Source organism: Streptomyces sp. NPDC046931 (assembly GCF_040644655.1).
Taxonomy (GTDB): Bacteria; Actinomycetota; Actinomycetes; order Streptomycetales; family Streptomycetaceae; genus Streptomyces.
On sequence record NZ_JBEYWX010000004.1, the window covers coordinates 271,940 to 292,588 of the forward strand.

Annotated in this window: 16 protein-coding genes and 1 pseudogene; 7 read left to right on the forward strand and 10 right to left on the reverse strand. The window is 71.8% G+C overall.

Features of this window, described 5'->3' with window-relative positions; genetic code table 11:
* Window positions 1-21: 21 nt before the first annotated feature.
* Window positions 22-861, reverse strand: coding sequence for a hypothetical protein (locus ABZ876_RS10970; RefSeq protein WP_361777676.1), 840 nt, complete (start codon window positions 859-861; stop codon window positions 22-24).
* Window positions 862-940: 79 nt separating this feature from the next.
* Between ABZ876_RS10970 and ABZ876_RS10975 the strand changes: the two genes are divergently transcribed.
* Window positions 941-1,726 carry an SDR family oxidoreductase gene (locus ABZ876_RS10975; RefSeq protein ID WP_361777679.1) on the forward strand — a complete coding sequence of 262 codons (786 nt, stop codon included), beginning with the start codon at window positions 941-943 and terminating at the stop codon, window positions 1,724-1,726.
* A gap of 265 nt (window positions 1,727-1,991) precedes the next feature.
* Window positions 1,992-2,336, forward strand: a pseudogene (locus tag ABZ876_RS10980) (Na+:solute symporter); the annotation flags it as partial.
* 9 nt (window positions 2,337-2,345) lie between these two features.
* On the opposite strand, the gene ABZ876_RS10985 reads toward ABZ876_RS10980, so the two are convergent.
* On the reverse strand, window positions 2,346-3,461 hold the full coding sequence (locus ABZ876_RS10985) for an ADP-ribosylglycohydrolase family protein (RefSeq protein ID WP_361777682.1): 1,116 nt from the start codon (window positions 3,459-3,461) through the stop codon (window positions 2,346-2,348).
* A gap of 154 nt (window positions 3,462-3,615) precedes the next feature.
* Here ABZ876_RS10985 and ABZ876_RS10990 point away from each other — a divergent pair, with 154 nt between their 5' ends.
* On the forward strand, window positions 3,616-4,125 hold the full coding sequence (locus ABZ876_RS10990; protein ID WP_361777685.1) for a DUF2165 domain-containing protein: 510 nt from the start codon (window positions 3,616-3,618) through the stop codon (window positions 4,123-4,125).
* Window positions 4,126-4,187: 62 nt separating this feature from the next.
* Here ABZ876_RS10990 and ABZ876_RS10995 read toward each other — a convergent pair whose 3' ends face one another.
* Window positions 4,188-6,773, reverse strand: a complete 2,586-nt coding sequence (locus tag ABZ876_RS10995; RefSeq protein ID WP_361777688.1) for a bifunctional FO biosynthesis protein CofGH — start codon at window positions 6,771-6,773, stop codon at window positions 4,188-4,190.
* A 225-nt stretch (window positions 6,774-6,998) separates the two neighbouring features.
* Here ABZ876_RS10995 and ABZ876_RS11000 point away from each other — a divergent pair, with 225 nt between their 5' ends.
* Window positions 6,999-8,519 carry a CehA/McbA family metallohydrolase gene (locus ABZ876_RS11000; RefSeq protein WP_361777691.1) on the forward strand — a complete coding sequence of 507 codons (1,521 nt, stop codon included), beginning with the start codon at window positions 6,999-7,001 and terminating at the stop codon, window positions 8,517-8,519.
* 100 nt (window positions 8,520-8,619) lie between these two features.
* Window positions 8,620-9,012 carry a nitroreductase/quinone reductase family protein gene (locus tag ABZ876_RS11005; protein ID WP_361777693.1) on the forward strand — a complete coding sequence of 131 codons (393 nt, stop codon included), beginning with the start codon at window positions 8,620-8,622 and terminating at the stop codon, window positions 9,010-9,012.
* A 3-nt stretch (window positions 9,013-9,015) separates the two neighbouring features.
* On the opposite strand, the gene ABZ876_RS11010 is transcribed toward ABZ876_RS11005, so the two are convergent.
* The 7 genes from ABZ876_RS11010 to ABZ876_RS11040 all read right to left on the reverse strand — a co-directional run bounded on the left by ABZ876_RS11010 (window position 9,016) and on the right by ABZ876_RS11040 (window position 16,850).
* A complete protein-coding gene (locus ABZ876_RS11010; RefSeq protein WP_361777696.1) occupies window positions 9,016-9,297 on the reverse strand; it encodes an alpha/beta hydrolase in 282 nt (93 codons plus the stop codon).
* Window positions 9,298-9,306: 9 nt separating this feature from the next.
* Entirely contained in the window at window positions 9,307-10,758 is a 1,452-nt protein-coding gene (locus ABZ876_RS11015; RefSeq protein ID WP_361777699.1) for an aldehyde dehydrogenase family protein, read from the reverse strand.
* A complete protein-coding gene (locus ABZ876_RS11020; RefSeq protein WP_361778129.1) occupies window positions 10,755-12,551 on the reverse strand; it encodes a D-aminoacylase in 1,797 nt (598 codons plus the stop codon). The genes ABZ876_RS11015 and ABZ876_RS11020 overlap by 4 nt, the downstream gene beginning before the upstream one ends.
* A 75-nt stretch (window positions 12,552-12,626) precedes the next feature.
* Entirely contained in the window at window positions 12,627-13,745 is a 1,119-nt protein-coding gene (locus tag ABZ876_RS11025; protein WP_361777702.1) for an LLM class flavin-dependent oxidoreductase, read from the reverse strand.
* A 143-nt stretch (window positions 13,746-13,888) separates the two neighbouring features.
* Entirely contained in the window at window positions 13,889-14,665 is a 777-nt protein-coding gene (locus tag ABZ876_RS11030) for an SDR family NAD(P)-dependent oxidoreductase (RefSeq protein ID WP_361777705.1), read from the reverse strand.
* Between the two features lie 8 nt (window positions 14,666-14,673).
* The gene (locus ABZ876_RS11035; RefSeq protein ID WP_361778132.1) at window positions 14,674-15,579 is read right to left on the reverse strand and encodes an LLM class F420-dependent oxidoreductase; all 906 of its coding nucleotides are present in this window, start codon (window positions 15,577-15,579) and stop codon (window positions 14,674-14,676) included.
* 20 nt (window positions 15,580-15,599) lie between these two features.
* Entirely contained in the window at window positions 15,600-16,850 is a 1,251-nt protein-coding gene (locus tag ABZ876_RS11040; RefSeq protein WP_361777708.1) for an amidohydrolase family protein, read from the reverse strand.
* Window positions 16,851-17,066: 216 nt separating this feature from the next.
* On the opposite strand from ABZ876_RS11040, the gene ABZ876_RS11045 reads away from it, so the two are divergent.
* Both ABZ876_RS11045 and ABZ876_RS11050 read left to right on the forward strand, forming a co-directional pair.
* Window positions 17,067-20,009 carry a BTAD domain-containing putative transcriptional regulator gene (locus tag ABZ876_RS11045; RefSeq protein WP_361777711.1) on the forward strand — a complete coding sequence of 981 codons (2,943 nt, stop codon included), beginning with the start codon at window positions 17,067-17,069 and terminating at the stop codon, window positions 20,007-20,009.
* Between the two features lie 207 nt (window positions 20,010-20,216).
* Complete coding sequence (locus ABZ876_RS11050) at window positions 20,217-20,384, forward strand: hypothetical protein (protein WP_361777714.1); 168 nt, start codon at window positions 20,217-20,219, stop codon at window positions 20,382-20,384.
* The last annotated feature ends 265 nt before the right edge of the window (window positions 20,385-20,649 follow it).

Consider the following 20,649-nt stretch of genomic DNA (forward strand, 5'->3'; position numbering starts at 1 on the left):
CGAGGGTGTGCGCCGGGGCATTCAGCGGAGATCGCTCACGTACCGGTCCGTCCCCGGCACCGTAGGAACGAACGGCGCCACCAGTTCCACCCTCCCCAGCCCCGCTTCCGCCACCTCCCCGTCCAGGCCCGTGAAGTGGGACTCCCAGCAGTGCCTCGGGTCCGTTTCCAGGAACCACAGCAGGGTCAGGCGGGTGTCCACGCCCTCCACCTGCTTCACGTACGTCATCCGGTCACCGGGCAGCGGGGTCGGACGAAAAAGCGTGACCATGGCCGAGGGTGAGCCCGCGAGGCGCCCGGGGAGGTGGCGGGCCCGGAGCCACTCCAGCAGCTCGGCGCGCTGCTGCGGCCCCTCCGCGTCGACGACCTCCAGGACCAGGCCCGCGTACGGGTGGTCCAGCGCGTGCATGTCGCGCGGACCCGCCGCGCCGTCCCGGTACACCGTGGCCACGTGGTCCTGGAAGGCCGTGAAGACGTGGGTGCGGTCCCGGTACACGCGCGCGTCGCGGTTGAGGCGCTTGTTGATGGCGACCGTCCAGCGCATGTGGTCGTCGTAGCGGCCCTTGGTGATCCAGTACGTGGAGAGATAGCAGCCCGCCGTGACCGGCTGCGCCACCGCCGACTTCTCGGGATACCGAAGCAGTTGCAGGTCCCGGGCGGCTACCCAGCGGCGGCCGGCGAACATCCAGGGCATGGCCATGGCGCCGGCGTAGTAGTGGTCGTCCTCGTACCAGCGGTTGTACGCGTACTCGTGTCCGGGGTGCGGCTCCACCATGGTGATCAGTGCATGGCCCGGGTGGACGCCGTAGGGCCCGAGGGCGGCCAGTTCCGCGTACACCGCGCTGTGTGTGTCCTCACCCATCGCCTTCCCCTTCCCTCCTCCGCAGGACCCCCTTACTCTGACGCTCCGTCAGACGATGCGCCATATCCGGGAGGGCCCGATGTCACTGCTCCGGGACAAGACCGTCGTGGTGTCGGGCGTCGGCGCCGGGCTCGGCCACCAGGTCGCTGCGGCCGTGGTCCGCGACGGCGGCAACGCGGTGCTCGGCGCCCGTACGGAGGAGAACCTCGCCAAGACCGCCGTCGCGCTCGATCCGGACGGCGCGCACACGGCACACCGGGCGACGGACATCACCGACGAGACGCAGTGCGAGGCGCTCGCGGCGCTGGCGCTGGAACGGTTCGGCGGAATCGACGCGGTGGTCCATGTCGCCGCATGGGACAGCCACTTCGGCGGCCTTCAGGACGCGGACTTCGCCACCTGGCACTCGGTCATCGACGTGAATCTGCTGGGCACCCTGCGGATGACACGGGCCTGCCTGCCGGGCCTCAAGGACGGCGGCGGCTCGGTGGTCTTCATCGGCACGCAGTCGTCGGTCGCCGCGCCGTCCCAGGTGCGACAGGCGGCCTACGCGGCGTCGAAGGGGGCGCTGACCAGTTCCATGTACTCGCTGGCCCGGGAGCTCGGCCCGTACCGGATCCGGGTCAACACCGTGCTGCCGGGCTGGATGTGGGGCCCGCCCGTCCAGGCGTACGTCCGGTTCACCGCGCACACCGAGGGCGTACCGGAGGCGGAGGTGACACGGCGCCTGACGGACCGGATGGCTCTGCCGGAGCTGGCCACCGACGGCGATGTGGCGGACGCCGCGGTGTTCCTGGCCTCCGACCGGGCGCGGGCGATCACAGGCCAGTCCCTGCTCGTGAACGCCGGCGAACTGATGCGCTGAACGCCGCCCGGGCCCCCGCCCGGGCCGGCCGGTGCAGCCGCATGCCCCACGTCTCCCCTCCGGGCGGCACGGGACCCGCATCCCGTGAGCCCGATCCATCGGATGTCTCCGGACTGGTGAAGTGCCCGCCGATGGTGTGGTCCGCGTCACGAGCGCGGCAACCGGCGCACCAGTCAAGGGACGGTGAAGTCGTTCGACTCACTGACTTGCGTTCATACCTGTGACCGGGGAGGTCTTGACCACCTGCCTGGCCGGCGGTTCAATGATCGCGATCCCGTTCATCCTGGGCCTGCGGCGCCCGTTCCGCAGATCGGGCCCGACGGCGGCGCTCGGCAGCTGGGCGGCCGGCCTGCTGGCGTTCTTCTTCGTCAACTACCATCCGGACTTCTCCCAGCGCACGGACGTGAAGCTGGAGTACCGGGTGGCGCTGCCGATGGCCGTCTCGCTGGTGCTGTACGTCCTGATCGGCCTGGTGAAGCCGGAGGACACACCGGAGCGGGACGCGATCATCGAGTCGGTGAACACGGACGACGACGGGGCGACCGCGTCCCTGCCCGCTCCGGATTCCGTCCAGCCCGCCCCGGGTACGACAAGCCCCTCCGGCGCCTGAGGGGGGCTCCTACGCCCGGGGGTAACGCGCCAGCCACCCCGGCGCGGAGCCCGTAGGGCTGTGGAGCGCGGGACCCTGCGTCATCTCCATGGCGAAGTCGTCCGCCAGGACCAGCATCGTGGGACGGCCCTCCAGCTCGGCCAGCCAGGCCGGCGGCAGGGCCGTCTCGCCGTGCAGGGCCCCCAGCAGCCCGCCCGTCAGCGCCCCCGCGGCCCCCGAAGGCCCACCGTGGTTCACCGCGAGGCACAGCCCGTGCCGCATGTCCTCCCCCACGAGCGCGCAGTACACGGCGACCGCCAGCACCCCCTCCGCCGTACCGGGGGCCGCCAGCTCCTCGATCCGGGCGGGCGTGGGCATCCCCTGCCGTACGGTGCCCAGCGCACGCTGAAGCGCCTCCGCGACCGGCTGCTGCTCCGGCCGTGGGGCGAGCAGCGCGAGCGCCCGCTGCACGGCCGCGTCCAGGGTCTCCCCGCGGGCCAGCGCGTGCACGATCACGGCGTACGCGCCCGCGGCGAAGTACGCGGTGGGGTGCCCGTGCGTCTGTGCCGCGCACTCGATCGCGAGTTGCAGCACCAGCTGCGGATCCCAGCCGACGAGCAGCCCGAAGGGCGCGGAGCGGGTCGCCGCCTCGGGGCCCCGCTCGCCCGGGTTCTTGGGCGCGTCCAGCGTGCCCATGGTGTCGTCACCGAGCCCGAGCAGACAGGCCCGGGCCGGGGAGCGGGGCGAGTACAGCCACTCCTCGCGGGCCAGCCAGCCGTCCTCCGTGCGGCGCTCGTCAGGCCCCCAGTCCCGTTGGGTGACCGCCCAGCGCAGATACGCCCGGTGCAGATCGCTCGGCGGATGCCAGGCGCCGGTGTCACGGCGGACCTGGGCGCGGATGAGCCCGTCGACGGAGAACAGGGTGAGCTGGGTGTGCTGGGTGATCGCGCCGCGCCCGGCGGGGCCGGCGGCGAGGTCGACGAGCCCCTCGGGCCCGTGCGTCTGCTGGATCTGCTCCAGCGACAGCCCGTCGAGCGGAGCGCCCAGCGCATCGCCGACGGCAACCCCGAGCAGCGTACCGCGCACCCGGCTGCGGAAGTCCTGCTGCTCGGTGCGGCCCCAGATGGCACCGGTTGTCGCACCCACCCCAGGCCTCCTCATGGCACCGCCCGCACGTCCGACGCGCAGCACTGTAATCGAACGGGGACGACCGGTCGGGGCGCTGGAGGGTCATGCACACCACACTTCGGTGCCCGAAAATGATCTAGGAGTCGCCGGAAGCCCTCTCCATAGTTGGACCATGGCCGAAACCAGAACCCCCCACACCCCGCCCGCCCTCGGCGTCGCCGCCACCCTCCTCGTCGGCACCGTCGCCCTGTACATCGCGCTCGTCGCGTTCGGGAACATCACCGACTTCGGGACCAATCAGCAGTTCGTCCGCCATGTCCTCGCGATGGACACCACGTTCAAGGACGACGACCTGATGTGGCGCGCGATCACCTCCCAAGCGGTGCAGGACTCCGCCTACGTCGCGATCATCGTCTGGGAGACACTGGCCGCCCTCGTCCTGATCGCCGCGACCTGGCTGTGGACCCGGCGCCACCCGCGCGCCCGGCAGCTCTCCACCGTAGGCCTGTCGATGCTCCTGCTGCTGTTCGGCGCGGGCTTCGTCGCGATAGGCGGGGAGTGGTTCGCCATGTGGCAGTCCAAGTCATGGAACGGCCTGGACGCGGCCACCCGGGTCATCGTCCTCACCGGAGTGGTCCTGCTGGCGACACATCTGCCGGGGGCGGCCCCGGAGGACAACTGATCCCTCCGGGACGTCCCGATCGATCCCGCGTGCCTGTCCGCTGGGCACGCTGCCGGTGGCCGTCACTCCAAGACCGGCAGCAGCTCCGGCAGATGGCCGTCCGACGCCGCCGCCGCACGCTGTCGCTCCTCCGGCACCTCGCCGTAGAGCGTGGTGCGGGGCTTCGCCGGGCGGCCCGCCGCCTCCGCCACCGCGACCAGTTCCCCGACCGACTTGTAGGAGCCGTACGAGGAGCCCGCCATACGGGAGATGGTCTCCTCCATCAGGGTGCCGCCCAGGTCGTTGGCGCCGGAGCGGAGCATCTCCGCGGCACCCTCCGTGCCCAGCTTAACCCAGCTTGTCTGAATATTGGGGATATGGGGGTGGAGCAACAGCCTCGCCATCGCCGTCACCGCCCGGTTGTCCCGCATCGTCGGGCCGGGGCGGGCGATGCCCGCCAGGTAGACGGGCGCATTGGTGTGGATGAAGGGAAGGGTGACGAACTCCGTGAAGCCGCCCGTCCGCTGCTGGACGCGGGACAGGGTACGGAGATGGCCGAGCCAGTGGCGGGGCTGGTCGACATGGCCGTACATCATCGTCGAGGAGGAGCGGATGCCCAGTTCGTGGGCCGTGGTGACGACCTCGATCCACGTGGCCGTCGGCAGTTTGCCCTTGGTGAGGACCCAGCGGACCTCGTCGTCCAGGATCTCCGCCGCCGTGCCGGGGATCGTGTCGAGACCGGCCTCCTTCGCCGCCGTCAGCCATTCGCGGATCGACAGACCGGTGCGGGTGGCACCGTTCACCACCTCCATCGGGGAGAAGGCGTGCACATGCATGCCGGGGACCCGGGACTTCACCGCCTTCGCGATGTCGAAGTAGGCCGTTCCCGGCAGGTCGGGGTGGATGCCACCCTGCATGCACACCTCCACCGCGCCCACGTCCCAGGCCTGTTGAGCCCGGTCCGCGACCTGCTCCAGCGACAGCGTGTAGGCGTCGGTGTCCGTACGGCGCTGGGCGAACGCGCAGAAGCGGCAGCCGGTGTAGCAGACGTTCGTGAAGTTGATGTTCCGGGTGACGACATAGGTGACGTCGTCGCCCACCGCGGACTTCCGCACCTCGTCCGCGGTCCGGCACAGCGCGTCCAGGGCGGGGCCGTCCGCGTGCAGCAGGGCCAGCGCCTCGGCGTCCGTCAGCCGCGTGGGGTCGTCCGCCGCCGTGCGCAGCGCCGCCCGTACGTCCGCGTCGATGCGCTGCGGCGCCATGCCCGCGGCGGCCGCCTCCCGCAGCACCTCCCAGTCGCCGTACACCTCGTCGAAGTCGTCCCGGCGGTCGCCCGTGCGGCCGTCGGTGTCGATCGTGCGGTGCAGATCGGTGCGCCCCGAGGGGGTGAACACCTCCTCGGGCTCCTGCCACGGATGCCCCTCCACCACCGCGTCCGCCCGGGCCAGGCCCGTCTCCGGGTCGGCGAGGGCGTCCACGTGCGGGCGCAGCCGCGGGTCCAGCCACGGCTCCCCGCGCCGCACGAACTCCGGGTACACACAGAGGCGTTCACGCAACGCGAAGCCGGCCGCCGCGGACCGCTCCCTCAGCTGCTCGATCTGCGGCCACGGCCGCTCCGGGTTCACATGGTCGACGGTCAGCGGGGACACCCCGCCCCAGTCGTCGATACCGGCGCCGATCAGCCGCTCGTACTCGCCGTCCACCAGGTTCGGCGGTGCCTGAAGGCAGGCGCTCGGCCCCATGATGTGGCGCGCCACCGCCACCGTCGCGACCAGTTCGTCGAGTTCCGCGTCCGGCATCCCGCGCATCGCCGTGTCCGGCTTGGCGCGGAAGTTCTGGATGATCAGCTCCTGGATGCCGTGGTACGTCCGCGCCACCTTCCGCAGCGCGAACAGCGACTCGGCGCGCTCCTCGTACGTCTCGCCGATCCCGATGAGGATCCCGGAGGTGAAGGGCACCGAGGAGCGGCCCGCGTCCTGAAGGACCCGCAGACGCACCGCGGGTTCCTTGTCGGGGGAGCCGTAGTGGGGTCCACCCGGCTCGGACCACAACCGCCGGGCCGTCGTCTCCAGCATCATCCCCATCGACGGCGCCACCGGCTTGAGGCGCTGGAAGTCCGTCCACGACATGACGCCCGGGTTGAGATGGGGCAGCAGGCCCGTCTCCTCCAGGATCCGGACGGAGACGGCCCGGACGTAGGCGATCGTGTCGTCGTAGCCGTGCGCGTCCAGCCACTCGCGTGCCTCCGGCCAGCGGTCCTCCGGCTTGTCACCGAGGGTGATCAGGGCCTCTTTACAGCCCAGGGCCGCGCCCTTGCGCGCGATGTCCAGGACCTCGTCCGGGGACATGAACATCCCGTGCCCGGCCCGGCGCAGCTTGCCCGGCACGGTGACGAAGGTGCAGTAGTGGCACTTGTCCCGGCACAGGCGGGTCAGCGGGATGAAGACGCTCTTCGAGTACGTGATGACACCGGACCGGCCCGCCGCCCGAAGGCCAGCGTCCCTGACCCGGGCGGCCGACGCGGTGAGGTCGTCGAGGTCCGCGCCGCGGGCCTGGAGCAGCACCGCGGCCTCGGTGACGTCGAGTGCGACACCCTCGCGGGCACGTTTGAGGGCGCGACGCAGGGAGTTCTCGGTGGGTCCGGTTCCGGAGGTCGCGGAAGTCGTCATCCCCTGAGCATACGTTTGCCGTGATCACCCCAGGGAGGGTCCAGCAGGCCCATGGGACGGGCGGTCGCCACGCGGCGTCGTCACCGGCCGGAGCGGGCACCTGATGTTCCGCCGACACGCGGTGGGCGATCGGCTTCCCGTGCACCGCAGTTCACGGCCGGGGACGACAGTGGAACCCGCTACCCCTGCCCACCCCCTGTCATCCGACACGTTGGGAGCAGCAGCATGTGCGAGGACGACCACGGCATCGGCAGACGCGCCCTGTTCGTGACGAGTGCGGCCGTCGCGCTTACGTTGGGAACCGTGAGCTTCTCCCACGGTCCCGCCGCCGAGGCGGCCGACAACCAGGAGACGAGGACCGTGCGCGGCACGCTGCCCGCCGGTTCCCCCGACTTCGTCTACCTCCCCGTCGACGTCCCAGGGGGCGTCCGGGAGATCAAGGTCGCCTACACCTACGACAAGCCGTCCGTTCCGGCCGGCACCCAGGGCAACGCCCTCGACATCGGCCTCTTCGACGAACGCGGCACCGAACTGGGCGGCAAGGGCTTCCGCGGCTGGTCCGGCGGCGCGCGCTCCGAGTTCTTCGTCCGCGCGGACGACGCGACCCCCGGCTACCTGCCCGGCCCGGTCCACCCCGGCACCTGGCACATCGCGCTCGGCCCCTACACGGTGGCCCCGCAGGGCCTGACCTACGAGATCACCATCACCCTCACCTACGGCGAGCAGGGCGTCACCCCGACGCCGGTGTATCCGCCGTCGCGGGCCAAGGGCCGGGGCCGCGCCTGGTACCGGGGCGACTGCCATATGCACTCCTGGTACTCCGACGGACGCCGCACCCCCGCGGAGATCGCGGCACTGGCCCGGGCCGCGGGTCTGGACTTCATCAACAGCTCCGAGCACAACACGCACTCCTCGCACGCCCACTGGGCCGAGCAGGCGGGCGACGACCTGCTGATCCTGCTCGGGGAGGAGGTGACCACCCGGAACGGGCACGTGCTCGCCCTGGGCACCGACCCGGGCACCTTCGTCGACTGGCGCTACCGGGCGCGGGACAACCGCTGGGCCCGGTTCGCCGGGGAGATCCACCGGGCGGGCGGACTGGTCGTCCCGGCCCATCCGCACGCCACCTGCGTCGGCTGCGGCTGGAAGTTCGGCTTCGCCGAGGCGGACGCGGTGGAGGTGTGGAACGGCCCCTTCACGCCGGACGACGAGGCGACGCTGGCGGAGTGGGACAACACACTGGTCGCGTCGGTCCGGGAGGGGCACGGCCGATGGCTCCCGGCCATCGGCAACAGCGATGCGCACCGCGACCCCGACGCGATCGGCAGCCCGCAGACGGTGGTCCTCGCCGACGACCTGACCAGAGGGGCCATCCAGGAGGGCATCCGCGCGGGCCGCGCGTACGTCGCCGAGTCCAAGAACGTCTCGCTGGCCTTCACCGCGGCGGGCGGCCGCGGCGAGCACACGGGGATCGGCGGGCGGCTGCGGGTGGACCGCGACGCCCCGGTCACGGTCCGGCTGGAGGTCCAGGGCGCGCCCCGCTGCACGATCCGTTTCGTCACCGACCAGGGAGTGCTGTTCACCAGCGATCCGCTGCCGGTGTCCGGTGCGGGCACGGTGGAGTGGCACACGACACCGGCGTACGCGGCCTACGTACGGGCGGAGCTGCGGCACGAGGCGGCGGCGGGCCCGGTGCCGGGCGCCATGGCCGCGTTCACGAACCCGATCTTCCTCGGCAGGGCGTAGGCCACCGGGGCGCGCGGCTGATTTCCGCGCGCCCCGCGGAGCGGTCTGCGAGACTGCGCGCAGTGCCTCGCCCGTCACGTCGTCAGGGGAACACGACACCATGCCAGGCTTCGCCGACCTCAAGTACCGTGCGGTCACCGCGCTTCAGCGCCACGTCGTCAATCCGGTGCAGCGCCGCATGCCGCTCCAGACGCTCCTGGAGACCACGGGCCGGGTCTCGGGCCTGCCGCGCCGGACCCCCCTGGGCGGGCGCCGCATCGGTGACTCCTTCTGGCTGGTGTCCGAGCACGGCGAGAAGTCCCAGTACATTCGCAATATCCGGGTCGACCCCCGGGTACGGGTCCGCATCCGGGGCCGCTGGCACACGGGCACGGCCCATGTGCTCCCCGACGACGACCCTCAGGCCCGTCTCAGGACGCTGCCCCGCCTCAACAGCGCGGCGGTACGAGCCCTCGGCACAGGGCTGCTCACGGTCCGGGTGGACCTGGACTGACGCTCATGCCACCCGGGCGGCGAGCTCCAGCACCAGCCGCCGCACCGTCTCCGGCGCCCGCAGCGCCCGCAGCGTCGGCAGGTGGTCGCATGCCGGAAGACGCACCAGGGTGCAGCCCGGGATGCGGGCGGCCATCTCCTCGTTGCAGCACACCACTTCGGGCATGTCCCGCTCACCGAGGACGAGCACACAGGGCACGGCCGGTTCGCCGAGGCGGGGGAAGGCCGGCGGGTCCTCGGCCTGGTGGCCGTATGTGCTGAACCAGGCGGGGATCGCCCTCCTCACCGGCCTCGCTCATCCCGGCCACACGATCGCCTGAAGCTCGCCGTACGCGTGCAGGGCGTACGAGCCCACGTCGCGGCCGACCCCGCTCTTCTTGAAGCCGCCGAACGGGGCCTCCATATTGCGGCCCACGGTGTTGACGCCCACCTGGCCCGCCCTCAGCCGGCGGGCGACACGGAACGCGCGGGCCACGTCCCGGGACCAGACGTAGTCGATCAGGCCGTAGTCGGTGTCGTTGGCCAGGGCGATGCCCTCCTCCTCGTCGTCGAACGGCACGACCACGACCACCGGGCCGAAGATCTCCTCCCGCACCACCCGCATGTCGGGCGTGCAGTCCGCGAGGAGGGCGGGAGCGACGTAGAAGCCCCTCTCCAGCGGCGGGCGCCGGCCCCCGGCCACCAGCCGCGCCCCCTCCTTGCGGCCCAGTTCCACATATGCCTCCACGCGGTCCCGGTGCGCCGCCGAGATCAGCGGCCCCACCACCGTGCCCGGGTCGCGCGGGTCGCCCACCGTCAGCCGCCGTGCCAGCTCGGCCAGTTCGGTCACCATCCGGTCGTACACCTCCCGCTGGGCGATCACCCGGGTCGGCGCCGTGCAGATCTGGCCGCTGTAGAAGGAGAACGTGGTGGCCGTGCCGGCGACCGCCGCGGCGACGTCCGCGTCGTCGAAGACGAGCGCCGCGCCCTTCCCGCCCAGCTCCATCAGCTGCCGTTTCATGGACCGGCCGCACACCTCGGCGATCCGCTGCCCCACGGCCGTGGAGCCGGTGAAGCTCACCATGTCCACCTCCGGGCAGTCCACGGCCGCCTCGCCGACCTCCGGCCGTGCACCGCTCACCACGTTCACCACGCCCGGCGGCGCACCCGCCTCCTGAAGGGCCTCCGCCATGCGGTAGACGGACAGCGGGTCCTGCGGAGCCGGCTTGACGACCACCGTGTTGCCCATGGCCAGCGCGGGTGCGACCTTGCCGGCCGCGTTCGCCCAAGGGTTGTTGTACGAGGTGATGCAGGTGACCACGCCGACCGGCTGACGCACCGCGAGCGCCCCCAGGACGGCGGCCCCGCCGAACGGCCCCGCCTCGCTGATCTGCGGCGGCAGCGGCTGCTCCACGGGCTCCACGCGTGCGTACCGCTGGAACCGGGCCGCCGCGACCCCGACCTGCATCCCGCGCGCCGTACGGGTGGTGGCGCCGCTCTCCGCCTGCGCCAGGCCCGCGTACGGCACGAGGTTGCGCCGTACCACGTCCGCCGCCCGCGCCAGGATGGCCGCCCGTTCCTCGGGGGCCGTCCGCGACCAGGGTCCGAGGGCGGTGCGGGCCGCGGCGGCCGCCGCGTGCACCTGCTCCGGTGATGCCTCCGGCGCCCATCCGACGGCCTCCTCGGTCGCCGGGTCGACGACCTCGTAGTAACCCCCGTCGGGCTCGGCCCACGCCCCGCCGATGAACAGCCGCTGCCGCGTCGTCACGTGGTGCCCACCGTCCTGGTGTCCCGTCCGGAGCGCAGCACCCTGCCCGGCACGGCCCCGGTCACCACGTCGTCCCGTATCACCTCGACCCCGTTGACCCAGACCGCGCTCACCCCGATCGCCCTGGAGTCCAGCCGCGGGCTCTCCCCCGGCAGGTCGTGCACCAGGACGGCCCGGCCGGCGTCGATCCGCTCCGGGTCGAACAGGACCAGATCCGCATGGAAGCCCCCCCTCACCAGGCCGCGCTCCCGCAGCCCGAACAGCCGGGCGGGATCGTCGGTCAGCATCTTCACGGCCCGCTCCAGCGGCACCAGCTTCCGGCCGCGCAGACAGTCCCCGAGGAACCGGGTGGTGTACGGGGCCCCGCACATGCGGTCCAGATGGGCGCCCGCGTCGGAGCCGCCGAGCAGGACGTCCTCGTGCCGCCAGGTCTCGGCCCGCAGCGCCCAGGAGGCCGGGTCGTTGTCGGTGGGCATGGGCCACAGGACCGTCCGCAGCTCGTCCTCGGCGCAGATCTCGACCAGACAGGTGAAGGGGTCCTGGCCGCGCTCGGCGGCGATGTCCTGCACCACCCGCCCGGTCAGGCCCTCGTTGCGCGGGCTGTAGGTGTCCCCGATGACGTACCGCCCGAAATCGGTGAGGCGTCGGAGAACGCCCGCCTCCTTGGAGGCGGCGCGCCGGAGCATCTCGGCCTGTACCTCCGGGTCGCGGAGCTTCACGATCCGCTCGGGCACCGGCAGGCCGAGGACCGGACCCCAGCCGGGGATCAGGTTGAGCGCGCAGAAGGTGCGGAGCGACATGTTCATCGGCGTGAGGATCGGCATGGTGAGGGCCACCACACGGCCGCCCGCCTTCCGGGCACGCTCGCTCGCGAGCAGCTGGCGCGGCACGCGCTCCGGGACGGCGGCGTCGATCGTGAGCACATTCCAGTTCAGGGGCCGTCCGGCGGTCGCGCTCATCTCCATGAGCAGGTTGATCTCGACGTCGCTGAACTGGTCCATGCAGCCCGCCACGATCGCCTCGATCTGGGTGCCCTCGTGCTGGCCCACCGCCCGGGACAGGGCCAGCAGCTCGGCCGGCCGGGCGTGGCGGGAGGCGACCGGCCGGCCGTCGCCGTCGGCGTGCGTGGCCGACTGGGTGGTGGACAGGCCCCAGGCACCCGCGTCCATGGCCTCGTGGAAGAGCCGGAGCATGGCGTCCATCTGCTCGGGGGTTGGCTGCCCGCCGACCGCGTCCGGTCCCATCACATGGCGGCGCAGCGCGCAGTGTCCCGCCATGAAGCCCGCGTTGACGGCGATCCTGCCTTCGAGGGCGTCGAGGTACTCCCCGAAGCCGCCCCAGTTCCAGGGCGCCCCCTCCTCCAGGGCGACCAGGGACATGCCCTCCACCTTGGCCATCATCCGGCGGGTGTAGTCGGCGTCCTCCGGGCGGGCGGGGTTGAGCGGGGCGAGCGTGAAGCCGCAGTTGCCGGCGGCGACCGTGGTGACCCCGTGGTTCAGGGACGGCGTCGCGTAGGGGTCCCAGAAGAGCTGGGCGTCGTAATGGGTGTGCGGGTCGACGAAACCGGGGGCGAGAACGAGCCCGGTCGCGTCCTCCCGCGTGCGCGTCTGCTCGGTGACTCGGCCGACTGCGGCGACACGGCCGTCCCGTATGCCCACGTCCGCCGTGTACGCGGGCGCTCCCGTCCCGTCCACGACGGTCGCACCCTTGATGACGTGATCGAGCATGGAACCTTGCCTCCTTGACCTCCGGTGCGGGTAAGCGTCCCGAGCGGGGCGCGGAGCTGTGTCGATATCCGGCTCCGCCGCGTGGGCGCGAACAGCGGCTTCGGACCGGCAGTCGCCGGACGGCCCGCGGTCCGACGGCGATCAGGCGCTCTGCCTGAACCGCGAGGTGCGATGCACCGGGTCCGTGTCGATCTTCGGGATCACGTGCTCGCCGATCAGCCGGATCGTCCGGAGCGTCTCCTCCTTGGGGATCCCGACCGGCAGCCCGAAGCTGAGCTGGTCGGCCCCGGCCTGCTCCCACCGCTTGCACTGGGTGAGGACCTCGTCCGGGTCGCCGCAGATCAGCAGCTCCTCCTCGATGAGCAGTTCGATGAACTCCTCGGTGTACTCGGGAAGCGTCTCGGGCCAGACGGGGAAGCCCTCCGGGCGCGGGAAGGTGTCGTGGTAGCGGAAGACGAGGGAGGGCAGGTAGTGCAGTCCGCCCGCCGCCGCGACCCGGATCGCCTCCTCGTGCGTGGGCGCGCACACGGCGGTGGTCGTCACCATCACGTTGTCGTTGACGAAGTCCCCGACGGGCTCGGCGTCCACGATCGCCGTCTTGTACTGCTCCAGGACCCACTCCATGTCGGAGACCTTCTGCACGCTGAACCCGAGCACCCCGAGGCCCTTGCGCGCGGCCATGGCGTACGAGGGCGGGGATCCGGCCGCGTACCACATCGCGGGGTGCGACTTCCCGTACGGCCTGGGGAGCACCTTGCGCGGCGGCAGCGACCAGTGCTTGCCCCTGAAGCCCGGATACTCGTCCTGGAGCCACATCTTGGGGAACTCGGCGATGGTCTCCTCCCAGATCTCCTTGGTGTGGTTCATGTCGGTGATGCCGGGGAGGAAGCCGAGGATCTCGTGCGAGCCGGCCCCTCGGCCGCTGCCGAACTCGAAGCGGCCCTCGGTGAGGTGGTCGAGCATGGCGACCTTCTCGGCGACCTTCACCGGGTGGTTCACCGGGGCGAGGGGATTGAAGATGCCGGAGCCGAGGTGGATGCGCTCGGTGGCGTGGGCCAGGTAGCCGAGGAAGACGTCGTTGGCGGACAGATGGGAGTACTCCTCGAGAAAGTGGTGTTCGGAGGCCCAGGCGTACTTGAAGCCGGACCTGTCCGCCTGGATGACGTACTCGGTCTCCTCCATCAGCGCCTTGTGCTCCGCGAGCGGGTCGGTCTCGGCCCGCTTGCCGACGTATCCCTGTACAAAGAGCCCGAATTCCACGGAGTTCACCGTCCCCACGGTTGTCTTTCCGACCTGCCTGACGCACGCGCCCGGATATCTGACATACCGTCAGCTCCATTGCCGCCGACTGTGACACCGCCCGATGACACCGTCAATAGCTGACGGGTCGTCAGGCGACGGCATCACAGGACGGACACCCCGGCCAGCCATCCCCCGTCGATCACGAACGGCTGCCCGGTGACATAGGAGGAGTCCTCCGAGGTCAGGAAGAGAGCGAGCCGCGCCACCTCCTCCGGCCTGCCGATCCGGCCGAGCGGCACCAGCCTGCGGTACAGCTGGTCAAGGGCCCTGGACGTCTCCTCGACGTCCGCGTCGCCGTCCAGCAGGGACGGGTTGGACATCGCGGTGTCGATGGCGCCGGGGCACAGGGCGTTGACGCGAATCCCCCGCGGCGCCAGCTCGATAGCAGCGACCCGGGTGAGGCCCAGGACGGCGTGCTTGGTCGCCGCGTACGTGCCCACGGCCGCCATGCCCGTCATCGCGGTGTACGAGGCGGTGTTGACGATGGTGCCGCCCCCGGCGGCCGCGATCTCGGGCGCGACCGCCCTGATACCGAGGAAGCAGCCCACCTGGTTGACCTGGACGACCTGCATGAACTCGTCGAGGGGCGTGTCGACCAGGGAGTTGAACCGGAGGATCCCGGCGTTGTTGACCAGCCCGTCGATCCGCCCGTACACGTCCTTCGCCCGGGCCACGGCGGCGGCCCAGTCCGCCTCCCGGCCCACGTCCAGATGGACATAGCGCTGCCCGAGCTCCTTGGCGAGGGCCTCCCCCTGGTCGTCGAGCACGTCCCCGAGCACGACCCGGGCGCCCTCCGCGGTGAACAGCCGCGCCTCCTGCTCGCCCTGCCCGCGCGCCGCACCCGTGACGATGACGACGCGCCCGTCCAGCTTGCCCATGACCCTCCTCAGTGCAGACGGGGCGCGACCTCGGCCCCGAACGCCGCGATCTGGTCGCTGAGTTCCGCGCGGCACCGGCTGCGGAACCGCACCTGGATCTGGTGCACGCCCATCGCGCGGTAGGCGCGCAGGGAGTCGGCGACCGCCTCCGGCGCGCCGCTGACCGTGCGCCGCCCGACCTCCCAGCCCGGCTCGCCGACGTACAGCGGTTCGGTGAGGGCGCCCACGGTGAAGGGCTCCTCGAGACCCGCCTCGGCCCGCAGCCGCGTCAGACGGGCGATCTGGGCGGCCAGCCGGTCACGCGGGTCGCCCTGCGGCAGCCAGCCGTCCCCCTTGAGCGCGGCCCGGCGCACGGCGGCGGGCGAGGAGCCGCCCACCCAGATAGGAATACGGGCCTGGGCGGGCCGGGGGCGCTGACCGAGCCCCTCGAAGTCGTACGCCTTCCCGTGGTGGACGGGGAACTCCTGCGGCCCCAGCGCCGCCCTGAGTGCGTCGATCGCCTCGTCGAGCAGGGCACCCCGCTGCCGGAAGTCCACACCCAGCGCCTCGAACTCCTCCGGTACGTGCCCGGCCCCCACCCCGAGGACGAGCCGCCCGCCGCACAGACGGTCGAGGGTCGCGTACTGCTTGGCCGTGACGAGGGGGTGCCGCAGCACGACGACCGCGACATGGCTGAGCAGCCGTACCCGCGCGGTGACGGCCGCCAGATAGGACAGCGTGGCGACGGGGTCGTACCAGACCGTCCCCATGTCCGCGGCGAGCCGGCGCGGAATGGCGACATGGTCGCAGCTCGCGAGGTAGTCGAACCCGGCCCGGTCGGCGGCCCGGGCGATCTCCGCCAGGTCCTCCGGGCCGGCGCCGGCCTCCCAGGACTCGGCGAAGAGCCTGCTCAGGGACTGGACGGGCAGCTGCATCCCGTACCGCAGGGGCCCGCTCACCGCCCGCCGCCCGGACCCGCCCACAGACCGTCGTCCGTCAGCCCCAGCAGCTCGATGGCGTTGCGCCGCACGATCCGGTCGACGGTGTCCGCGTCCAGGTGCCCCATCTGGGCCTCCCCGACCTCACGCGACTTCGGCCATGTGGAGTCGGAGTGCGGGTAGTCGGTCTCGTACAGCACGTTTCCGGCCCCGATCGCGTCCAGGTTGCGCAGGCCGAAGGCGTCGTCGAAGAAGCAGCCGTAGACGTGGTCGGCGAAGAGCTCCGACGGCGGGCGGTGCACCTTGTCCGCGACACCGCCCCAGGCACGGTTCTCCTCCCACACCACGTCGGCCCGCTCGAGGATGTAAGGGATCCAGCCGATCTGGCCCTCCGCGTACATCACCCTCAGCCGGGGGAACCGCTCGAACTTGCCGCTCATCAGCCAGTCGACCATCGAGAAGCAGCAGTTGGCGAAGGTGATCGTGGATCCGACGGCCGGCGGGGCGTCCGCGGACGTGGACGGCATCCGGCTGCTGGAGCCGATGTGCATCGCCACGACGGTGCCTGTCTCGTCGCAGGCGGCGAGGAAGGGGTCCCAGTCGTCGGTGTGCACGGACGGCAGCCCGAGGCGCGGCGGGATCTCCGAGAAGGCGACGGCACGCACGCCGCGCTCGGCGTTGCGGCGAACCTCCGCGGCGGCGAGCTCCGCGTCCCAGAGGGGGATGAGGGCGAGCGGTATGAGCCGGCCGTGCGCCTCGGGGCCGCACCACTCCTCCACCATCCAGTCGTTGTACGCACGCACGCACAGCAGCCCCAGCTCGCGGTCCTGGGCCTCGGTGAAGGTCTGGCCGCAGAAGCGCGGGAACGTCGGGAAGCAGAGGGCGGACCGGACATGGTTGACGTCCATGTCGGCGAGGCGCTGGGGCACGTCGTAGGAGCCCGGCCGCATCTGCTCGTAGGTGATCACCTCGAGCCTGATCTCGTCCCTGTCGTACCCCACGGCCGTGTCGAGGCGGGTGAGGGGACGGTGCAGGTTCTCGTACACCCACCAGTCGCCGAGCGGGCCCTCGTCGCCTGGCTCGCCCATCACGGGGGCGAACCTCCCGCCGAGGAAGGTCATTTCCTTCAGTGGCGCACGGACGATACGCGGGCCGATGTCCCGGTACTTCCCGGGCAGCCGGTCCTGCCAGACGTGCGGGGGCTCCACCGTGTGGTCGTCGACGGAGATGATCTGCGGGAACGTGCCGTTGCTCGGTGAGGTCTCCATGCCGGTCACCGTAGCGCTGATCTGACGAACCGTCAGCTAGCCGACGGCCTCCCCGTATGTATCCCGACCGACCGGTATGGGAAGACTGTGTGTGGGCCATGTGACGCCCGGCACCACGGCCTGTGATCGCCGTCTCCCACAGCTGACGCATCCGCCATGAACAAGGCAAACTGGCCTCTCGGTTGTGGACGTTCGGCAGGGTGCCAGGGGGCAGCGATGGACGGTGTACCGCGGGTGCCGGAGCGGCGGAGTGCCGGGGAGTCGGCGGCTCTGCGCTTCGGCGTGCTCGGACCGGTGCGCGCCTGGCGCGGGGAGGAGCCGCTGGCCACGGGCTCACCACAGCAGCGCGCGCTGCTGGCCGCGCTGCTGCTGCGCGAGGGACGCACGGCGACGGCGTCCGAACTGATCGACGCGCTCTGGGGCGGCGAACCGCCGCCGCGCGCCCTGGCAGCGGTACGGACGTACGCCTCCCGGCTGCGCAAGGTCCTCTCCCCCGGCGTACTCGTCAGCGAGTCCGGCGGGTACGCGCTGCGCCTGCCCGACGCCCGCTCCCTGGACCTCGCCGCCGCCCAGGAACTGGCCGCGGAGGCGGAGAAAGCCAAGAACTCCGGGGACCTGTGCCATGCCCGGCACCTCCTGAACGAGGCACTGTCCCTGTGGGACGGTGAGCCGCTGGCGAACATACCCGGCCCCTACGCGGACACCCAGCGCACCCGCCTGGAGGAATGGCGCCTCCAGCTGCTGGAGACCCGCCTCGACATGGACCTGGAGCAGGGCTGCCACGCCGAGGCGGTCTCCGAACTGACCGCCCTGACGGCGGCACACCCGCTGCGCGAGCGGCTGCGCGAACTGCTGATGCTGGCGCTGTACCGCTCCGGCCGCCAGGCGGAGGCGCTCGCGGTGTACGCGGACACCCGCCGCCTCCTGGCCGACGAACTCGGAGTCGACCCACGCCCCGGCCTGAAGGACCTCCAGCAACGGATCCTCCAGGCGGACCCCGGCCTCGCGGAACCGTCGGCACCGGCGCCGGAGCCCGCCGCCGCCCCGGTACGGCCGGCTCAGCTGCCCGCCACCGTCCCCGACTTCACCGGTCGGACGGCCTTCGTGGAGGAGCTGGGCAAGGTGCTGGCGTCGGCGGAGGGCCGGGTGATGGCGGTGTCGGCGCTGGCCGGGATCGGCGGCGTCGGCAAGACGACGCTGGCGGTCCACGTCGCCCACCAGGCCCGGGGCGCCTTCCCTGACGGCCAGCTGTACGTGGACCTCCAGGGCGCGGGCCCGAGGGCGGCGGAACCGGAGACGGTCCTCGGCTCCTTCCTGCGCGCCCTCGGCACGGCGGACTCGGCGATCCCGGACTCGCTGGAGGAACGGGCCGCCCTCTACCGCTCCGTCCTGGACGGCCGACGGGTCCTGGTCCTGCTGGACAACGCGAAGGACGCGGCCCAGGTCCGGCCGCTGCTCCCGGGCACGGAGGGCTGCGCCGCGCTGGTGACCTCGCGCGTGCGGATGGTGGACCTGGCGGGCGCGCACCTGGTGGACCTGGACGTGATGTCGCCGGACGAGGCGCTGTCGCTGTTCACGAAGATCGTGGGCGGGGAGCGGGTGACCTCCGAGCGCGAGGCCGCGCTGGACGTGGTGGCGGCGTGCGGATTCCTGCCGCTGGCGATCCGGATCGCGGCGTCGCGGCTGGCGGCACGCAGGACATGGACGGTTTCGGTGCTCGCGGCGAAGCTGGCGGACGAGCGACGGCGGCTGGATGAACTCCAGGCCGGGGACCTGGCGGTGAAGGCGACCTTCGAACTGGGCTACGGCCAGCTGGAGCCGGCCCAGGCCCGGGCCTTCCGCCTGCTGGGCCTGGCGGACGGCCCGGACATATCCCTGGCGGCGGCCGCCGCGGTCCTGGACCTCCCGGTGGACGAGACGGAGGACCTGCTGGAGTCCCTGGTCGACACATCCCTGCTGGAGTCGGCGGCCCCGGGCCGCTACCGCTACCACGACCTGGTCCGCCTCTACGCGCGTGCGTGCGCGGAACGGGACGAGCATCCGCCGAGCGAGCGGGACGCGGCGATGTCCCGACTGCTGGACTTCTATCTGGCGACGGCGGCGGGGGTCTACGCGATCGAACGCCCCGGGGACCGGCTGGTGGACCATCTCCAGCCGACCCAATATCCGGGGTTGACGTTCGAGGACCGGCATCAGGCACAGGACTGGCTGTACGCGGAGGCGGCCTGCCTGCTTGCCTGCATGCGCCAATTCGGGACGTCAGGAACGCTGCTCCGCGCCATCGACCTCCTGTGGGCGGCAGTCGATCTCTCGGAGTCCGGTGCCAACGCCAGGGAATACGAAGCCGTAGCCATAACCCTGCGCGACGCCGCGCGCTCGAGCCAGGACCGGCGGACGGAGGGCCGAGCCTCCGTCGTCCTCGCCGTCGCCCACCACCTTTCCGGGCGCTTCGCGGAAGCGGACGACGCGGCACGCGAGGCCCTGCAACTCGCCGAATCGCTGACGGACCCCCTGGCGCGCTGCTGGGCGGCCAACATCCGCGGCGCGATGGCTTTCTACCAAAGCCGGTACGCGGACGCGGAACAGCACATGGAACAGGCCCTGGCGGACTTCCGCGACTGCGAGGACCTGGCCGGGGAGGCGAGTGTGCTGTGCAACCTTTCGCGTATCCACCTTGCCACGGGGCGGCCGCGCAGCGCCGTGGTGCTCGCCCAGCAAGGCATCGAAACCTATGAGGCCTTGGGGCACGCCCTGAAGGGCGCGAACGGCCGCTACGCACTGGGCATGGCCCTCACCCGGAACGAGTTGTACGGGGAGGCCAACGACCAGTTGCACGCGGCTCTGAAGGTCTTTCGCGACAGCCGCCAGCGCCTCTGGGAGGGGATGACCCTGCTCAGGCTCGCCGAGGTGGACCTGGCGGCCCAACGCCCCGCACAGGCCTCGACCAACGCCGAAGCCGCCCTGACCGTGCTCCGTGGCATCGGCGGGGAGTGGCGGCGTGGCAACGTCCTCACCGTGCTGGGACGGGCTCTCAGTGGAATCGGGCAGTCGGGAAGGGCCCAAGTGTGCTGGCAGGAAGCCCTCACCACCTACGAGGCGCTGGGATCTCCCGAGGCCGAGACCGTCCGGGCGTTGCTGGCACCGGCCGCTGCCGCATAGGCACGCCACGGCGTTCATCGTTCGTTTATCGCCGGACGGCACTCTCGTTCTGTCGATCCGTTGCGTCGGGGGGCCGACGGACCGCCGATGAGGTCGTCCAGCCCACGGTCTAGGGTGAGGCGACCCGGTGGCTCGCCCGGCCGTCCATTCGGGGGAACGGCCGGGCGGGCCCTGCTTTTCAGTTGAGTTCCAAGGGGAGGAAGCACCATGAGCGACACCACGAAGGACGAGCCGGTCGTCGACCCGGACAACGTCCACATCACCGGTGGCAAGGACGACGGCACGGTCAAGCCGGACAACGTCCACATCACCGAGGCCGAGGACAACGGCATCTTCAAGCCGGACAACGTCCACATCACGTCCGAACCCAGCTAGACCTTCCTCCCACACGGGGATCGGCCGCGGCGGCGCGGAGGGGGAGCCGCCGCGGCCGAAGTGTGTCAGGGGGCAGGGCCCTCTTCCACTTCCAGGTCGTCGTCCCCCGGGGTGCCGGGTTGTCCACGGGGGCGGCGGGACTCCCGGGGACTCCGCGACCTTGGCGGTATGGAGCGGAAGGCCTTACGGGAGTCGGTCGAGGGCGGGGTGCTGCTCACCTCACGAGCCCTCGCCGCGGGCTGGCCCCGGCGGAGCCTCGCTCGGG